Origin of the sequence: Poseidonibacter sp., assembly GCF_041821165.1 — a bacterium.
In the GTDB taxonomy this organism is placed as follows: Bacteria; Campylobacterota; Campylobacteria; order Campylobacterales; family Arcobacteraceae; genus Poseidonibacter.
The window spans coordinates 32,001-39,273 of the sequence record NZ_JBGUES010000006.1 but is presented as its reverse complement, the minus strand read 5'-3'; the positions used below and the strand labels follow the sequence as shown (position 1 = coordinate 39,273).

6 protein-coding genes are annotated in these 7,273 nt (G+C 24.1%); 5 read left to right on the top strand and 1 reads right to left on the bottom strand.

All coding sequences use genetic code 11. The features are described 5' to 3' along the window. From ACERKK_RS01525 to ACERKK_RS01505, 5 genes are all read left to right on the top strand, one after another. Positions 1-2,046, top strand: a 2,046-nt coding sequence (locus tag ACERKK_RS01525; RefSeq protein ID WP_373771306.1) for a cache domain-containing protein, incomplete at its 5' end; no start/stop codon positions are given. A 40-nt stretch (positions 2,047-2,086) separates the two neighbouring features. Then, a complete protein-coding gene (locus ACERKK_RS01520; RefSeq protein WP_373771305.1) occupies positions 2,087-2,713 on the top strand; it encodes a carbonic anhydrase in 627 nt (208 codons plus the stop codon). Between the two features lie 92 nt (positions 2,714-2,805). Further along, positions 2,806-4,428, top strand: coding sequence for a phosphoethanolamine transferase (locus tag ACERKK_RS01515; RefSeq protein WP_373771304.1), 1,623 nt, complete (start codon positions 2,806-2,808; stop codon positions 4,426-4,428). Further along, positions 4,421-5,116 (top strand): phosphatase PAP2 family protein, encoded by a 696-nt coding sequence (locus ACERKK_RS01510; RefSeq protein WP_373771303.1) that lies wholly within the window; start codon positions 4,421-4,423, stop codon positions 5,114-5,116. Before ACERKK_RS01515 ends, ACERKK_RS01510 begins: the two co-directional genes overlap by 8 nt. Beyond that, entirely contained in the window at positions 5,094-5,456 is a 363-nt protein-coding gene (locus ACERKK_RS01505; protein WP_373771302.1) for a diacylglycerol kinase, read from the top strand. The genes ACERKK_RS01510 and ACERKK_RS01505 overlap by 23 nt, the downstream gene beginning before the upstream one ends. Positions 5,457-5,459: 3 nt before the next feature. Here the strand turns inward: ACERKK_RS01505 and ACERKK_RS01500 are convergent, their stop codons facing one another. Next, the gene (locus ACERKK_RS01500) at positions 5,460-7,247 is read right to left on the bottom strand and encodes a PAS domain S-box protein (protein WP_373771301.1); all 1,788 of its coding nucleotides are present in this window, start codon (positions 7,245-7,247) and stop codon (positions 5,460-5,462) included. Between the last annotated feature and the right edge of the window lie 26 nt (positions 7,248-7,273).

Here is a 7,273-nt window from a genome sequence, read left to right as displayed (position 1 = left end):
AAAAGTTTTAAAAATACTCTTATTGAAAGAGAAAAGTTTTATTTAAAAACATCAGTTGAAAATCTAAAAAATGATATTAAATCAGAAGAATTATCTATCTTAAATAATAAAAAACTTAGAATAAAAAATCAATCAATTATTGCATTTAATCTAGCTAATTCTTTATATAAAAAAACAAAGAATCTTTCAAAACAACAACAAATTAATTTAATTAAATCATCTATTAAACAATTAGCCCAAAAAGAGAATGATATTAACTATTTTATTTTAGATACAAAAGGAACTTTGATTTTAAATAGTGAAAGTTCAGAAGATGAGAATCTTAACTTTATGGATTTTGAAGATATAAATGGAAAAAGATTTATTAATGAAATGATTAATAAAAACAATGATTTACAAAACTTTACAGAGTATTTTTGGTACAAACCAAATAGTAGTATTACAGCTAAAAAAATCACCTTTTCTAGGCACTTAAAAGGGTTAGGTTTAATTATTGGTTCAGGAAGTTATTTGGTTAAACAAAACAATGAACTAAAAGATAAGTTACTAAAAAAAATATCTCATCAGAATTTTGACAGTGAAGAGTATGTTTTTATATATAAAATAAATAGTTTAAAAAATATTATAAATAAGAGTGAGCTTTTAATACAAAAACATATCATTTCAAATGAATATGAGTATGAAGCAATTAAAGAATTACTTATTAATACAAACTACAAAGGAAATGATTATCTCTTTTATGCAAATAACAATAAACTAATTTATGCTACTTTTATAAGTGATTTAAGATATTTTATTGCAGTTGGTGTTGATTTATCAAAGATATATAAAATTGTTGAAAATGAAAGAAATATATCTCTTGATAATATGTACAAAAAGATTATAAAACTTATTATTGTTATTACTATTATGACTATAATATTTTTTATATTCTCTATTCTTTTTACAAAAAAACTTGGTAATATTTTCGAAGAATATAAGAAAAATGTAATTTTAAATGAAGAGAAGTATCATCTTTTATTTAATCATAGTAATGATGCATTTTTGATTTCTCAAATAACAAAAGAGAATAAAGCAAGAATTATAAACTGTAATAAAACAGCAACGAAAGTTACTTTTTATTCTGAAGAAGATTTATTTAATAAAGATTTATTTGATTTATTTTTTGACTTAGATTTAAAAGAGATTTTAGAAAATAACTCTTTTTTAGGAACTGTTCAAATGAGAACAAAAAATAGTGATTTAAAAACAATTGAATTAAGTATTGCAATATATACAGATGGTAATCAAAAACTACTTTTTGCTTCACTACGAGATATTACAGAAAGAACATTACTTAAAATTGAAAAAGCAAAACAAGAAAAAATATTAATTCAAAAATCAAAAATGGCTTCAATGGGTGAAATGATTGCAAATATTGCACATCAATGGAGACAACCACTAAGCCAAATATCTGGTCTATTTTTTGATATAGAATCAGCTTATGCCTATAAAGAATTAAATAAAAAGTACTTAGATGAACGAGTAGATGAAGCAAATGATTTATTAGAATATATGTCAAAAACAATTGATGATTTTAGAAACTTTTTTAATCCAAATACTAAAAAAGAAGATTTCCTAATTAAAGATGCTGTTTTAAATGCCTCAAAAATTGTGAAATCAATGCTTGAAATCAATAACATTAAACTTATTATAGATATAGAAAATGATTCTAAAATCAATGGCTATAAAAATGAATACTCTCAAGCAATTATGAATATCATCACAAATGCCAAAGATATTTTACTTGAAAGAAATATAGAAAATCCATGTATTAAAATATATTTAGAACAAAATGAAAAAGTGACTTTATGTATTGAAGACAATGCAAATGGAGTAGATGAAGAGATTATAGAAAAAATATTTGACCCATATTTCACAACAAAATTTGAGTATGGTACAGGTATTGGTTTATATATGACAAAATTAATTATTGAAGAAAAAATGAATGGTTCTATAAAAGTAATAAATGTAAATCAAGGTGCTAAGTTTTCTATTGAAATATAGTTTTGACTTTTTTTACATTTTTTATTAGTACCATATTTTTATGAATACAATAAAAAACCTAATTAGAGGGAATAAACTATTTCAAAAATATCATCTTGGTGATTTTAAAGAAGATTTAGAATATTCCATAAAAAATGGACAAAAACCTGATGTTTTACTTATTAGTTGTTGTGATAGTAGAGTTACAACTGATTTTATGTTTGGAAATAAACCTGGAGATTTATTTGTACTAAGAAATATAGGAAACTTTGTACCAATATTTAATTCAAAAACAGATTTCTTTTCTGTTGCTTCTGCTATTGAATATGCTGTTAATATTTTGGGTGTTTCAAATATTATAGTTTGTGGACATTCATATTGTGGAGCGTGTGAAAGTTTATATAATGAAATTCCAAAAGAGAATACAAATATTATTAAGTGGCTAGAAATTGCAAAACCAGTTAAAGAGTTTACACTTAAAAAAGATTATGCAAATAAACAAGAATTATATAGAGCTACTGAAAAGAACTCTATTATATTTCAAATGCAAAACCTTTTAACTTATCCTATTATAAAAGAAAAGATTGACAAGCAAGAGCTTAAAATCCACGGTTGGTATTATAATTTAGATGATGGTTCTATTTTAGCCTATAATGAAAAACTAAAAAAATATAGAAGATTAAATTAGTTTTTTAACTATTAATTATTAATTAACTATGTATTTGTCAAAGATTAACCTATTTACTTTATTATTTTAATACTTTAGTTAAAAGGTTATTTTTGAAAATAAGATCTCAATATCAGCTTATTGCTCTCACTTCTTTTGTATTTATACTTTTCTACAACTTTTCTTTTTTTAAAAATGTATTAGAGGTATACTCATTTAATGGTTTAAATATACTTTATTTTTCTTCAATTGTTTTATTACTTTTTTCATTTATTATATTTTTATTTACACTACTAAGTTCAAGATATACAACAAAACCTATATTAATACTAAGCTTAATGGTTTCATCTTTTACGGCTTATTTTATGGATACATATCACGTTATTATTGATACAAGTATGATTAGAAATACTTTTCAAACTAATATTAATGAATCTTTTGATTTATTTAGTTTTCAACTTATTTTTTATGTTGTTCTTCTTGGTCTTATTCCTTCATATTTTATTTATAAAAGCAAAATTGAATACAAACCTTTTAAACAAGAAATCTTTGCAAAATTAAAAACCATTTTTTTATCATTAGCTATTATTCTTATTATTATATTTAGTTTTAGTAAATTTTACACGTCATTTTTTAGAGAGCATAAGCCTTTAAGATTTCATGTTAACCCAATTTTTTGGATGTATAGCATTGGAAACTATGTAAATAAAACTCTCAATAGTGGACCAATAATCGTAAAAAGTATAGGAACTGATGCAACAATAAAGTTTGAACATGAAGAAGACCCAAAAGAAATAGATAAATCTGAATTAATTATTATGGTTGTGGGAGAAGCAGCTAGGGCAAATCGATTTTCACTAAATGGCTATAACAAAGAAACTAACCCTCTTTTGAAAAAAGAGGATGTAATAAATTTTTCTAATATGTATTCTTGTGGAACATCAACTGCACAATCAGTACCTTGTATGTTCTCTATATTTAATAAAGATGAATATGACTACAAAAAAGGGATAAGTACTGAAAATGTTGTTGATGTATTAAAACATACTAAAAATGTAAATATTTTATGGAGAGATAATAACTCTGACTCAAAAGGTGTTGCACTAAGAGTTGATTTTGAAGACTTTAGAACTAATAAATTAAATACAAAATGCGATATAGAGTGTAGAGATGAAGGAATGTTAGTAGGATTGGAAGATTATATCAAAAAACATAAAGGTGAAGATATATTAATAGTACTTCATCAAATGGGAAATCATGGACCTGCATATTACAAAAGATATCCTAAAGAGTTTGAAAAATTCACTCCTGTATGTAAAACAAATCAACTAGAAGATTGTACACAAGAAGAAGTAAGCAATGCTTATGATAATGCTATATTATACACTGATTATTTTTTATCAGAAGTGATAAAATTTTTAAAACCATATTCAAAAGATTATGAAACTGCCATGCTATATATGAGTGACCATGGAGAAAGCTTAGGAGAAAATGGACTTTATCTTCATGGTTTGCCATATTTTATGGCACCTGATGAACAAAAGCATATTGGTTCTATTATGTGGTTTGGTGATTCAATGAAAAAAGATATTGATATGAAAAAAGTTGCATTATTAAAAGAAAATGAATTTTCTCAAGATAATTTATTTCACACTTTATTAGGCCTTTTTGAGGTTGATTCAAGTGTTTATAAAAAAGAAATGGATATTTTAAACGATAGTAAAATACATGAATAAAAATATTTTAATTACGAGTATTATATTAGTTTTTATTATTGTATTATTTGAATTAAGTGATTTTGATATTTTTGTTCAGAATTTTTTCTATGATTTTGAAAGTAAAACATGGTTAATTTATAAAAATGAACCTATATTTAAGTTCTTTTTTTATGATGGGATAAAAGTTACATTAATTTTTTTAGCATTATCTCTTCTATTTTCTCTTCTTTTTTTTAGAAAAAAAAGACTTATCAAAGAGTATAAAAAAGGCTTAATTATTGTTCTTTTATCACTTATATTTGTGCCTCTTATAATTGGTTCTTTAAAAGCAGTAACAAATACTCCTTGTCCTTGTAATATTGAACATTTCAATGGAAAGTATCCTAATATAAAAGTATTTGATTCTTATCCAAAAGATTTTGTTCAAGAATCAAAAGCTAAATGTTGGCCAGCAGGTCATGCTAGTGGAGGATTTGCAATAATGGCACTATTTTTCTTATTTAAAAAACCTTTAAACCAAAAAAAAGGACTTATCATAGGACTTACTATTGGCTGGATTATGGGTATTTATAAGATGAGCATAGGAGATCACTTTTTAAGTCATACGATTATTACAATGTTAATTGCATGGATTATCATCCTTATCATTGCAAAATTTATTTACAATAAAAAAGGAACGAAACTTGAGAAACCAACCAAAATATAATTTTTTTAAAAATACAACTTATGCATTAAAAGGTTTGATTGATTTACTAAAAAATGAAACCTCATTTAGAATTGAAGTTATAATTACACTTATTTTACTTCCTATAATTATCTTTATTGATACAAATTATACAAATAAAGCTTTATTGTTTATCACTTTAATGGGAATGCCTTTGGCTGAAACGATTAATAGTGCTATTGAAAGAGTTGTTGATTTAGTAACACTTGAACACAATGAAATGGCAGGACGAGCTAAAGATGTAGGTAGTACTATCGTATTTATAAGTATTTTTATATTTATAATAACTTGGGCTTTAATACTTCTAGATATTTATTCTTAGCTTTTAAATATCTAGAGTTTTTCTATTTTCTTCACATGGAATATTTATAACAAAAACAGCACCAATATCACTATTTTTCACATATATCATACCTTGTAGTTCTTTTACAATAAAGTTGTAGCTATTATGTAGTCCCATTCCCGTACCTTGACTTTGATGTTTTGTTGTAAAATATGGTTCAAATACTTTATCAATAATATTTGCATCAATTCCACCTGCATTATCTTCTATAATTATTTTTACTTTATCTTTACTTCTTTTTATACAAATTTTTATTACTGGATTTAGGATTTGTTTTTCTATTAAAATATCTTTTGAATTTGTAATAATATTTAAGATTGCTTGTGAAACTAAATATGGTCTTGCATATATTTCAAATGGCTCTTTATCAAAATTCTTTTCTATTTTAATCTTATGATTTTCAAGAGTATTTGAAATTATATTTATTGTTTGCTCAACTCTTTCTTGAAGAATAAATAAAGTCTTTGTATTATCTTCTTTTATAAAAGAGCTAAAAGTATCAATTGTTTTTGATAATTCTTGTGTTTTTGAAATAATATTATCTAAGGTCTTATAATAGTCATCATCACTTAACATATTTAGTTCTTTTTGAAGTTTTAAGCCACTAACAGATGTAGAGATAAAACTTAATGGTTGTCGCCATTGATGTGCAATATTTCCAATTAATTCACTCATTTGAATCATTTTTGCTTGTTCGTGTAACTGCTTATCTTTTTCTCTATTTTTCTCAACTTCTTCTAAAACTCTTTTTTCTAGATTTTTATTTAGTTCTTCAATTTTCTTTTTTGAAGTGATATTTAATCGTACACCTGCATAACCTATTTGATTTCCTTTTGTGTCATATTCAGGTGAAATATTTGCATCAACCCAATAAAATCCACCACTTTTTGTTTTATTTTTAACTTCACCTTTCCATATTTTTCCTGATTTGATTGTATCCCACATTTGTTCAAAGGCAATACTTGGCATATCTTCATGTCTTACAATATTGTGAGGTTGACCAATTAATTCATCTCTTGAAAATCCTGATGTTTCACAAAAGGCATTACTTGCATAAGTAATTTTTCCTTTTAAATCAGTTCTTGAATAAATCACATAATTACTAATAATATCAATAGATTTTTGTAACTCTTTTGTTTTATCAAGAACTAATGCTTCAAGTTCATTTGTATTTTTTCTTATCTTTTTACTTGCAGGATAAAAAATAAAAATAGCTTCTAAAAATAGAACAAAAATTGTCAGTAAAAGAATCATTAACTCTTTTCTTTCTAATTTTTCTAGTTTCTCTTTATCAATTCTTTCATACTCTTTTACAACTTCTTCAAACTTTGGAAGTATATATTGTGATGTTTTTCTTAATTCAATCAATAAGTTTTTATTATTAGTAAGAATAAGTTGTTCAAATAAACTTGCATATGTTTTTACTTCTTCATCTAGTTTATCTTTAAAAAATAAATCATCTAATTTTTGTGAATATATATGTTCTAATAAAAATTCATGTGAAGTAGAAAGTAGTGAAAGATTTTCATTTAGTATTTGTTTTGTTTTGATATTTGGATTATCAAGATAATTTTGAGCTAAAAGAACAAGTCTTTGAGAAAGCATTCTCTGCCTTCCACTGATATTAATAATTTTCCCGTCATTCTTAATAGATGACATTATGTCTTTTACATTTATATAGGCAAAAGAAGAAACTATAAAAATTATAATAAGTGCAGGAATATATCTATTTCTTAAAGAAAACATCTTTATATTATTTATATTTGCCATTAAAAATCCTAAGCTACATTTATGAC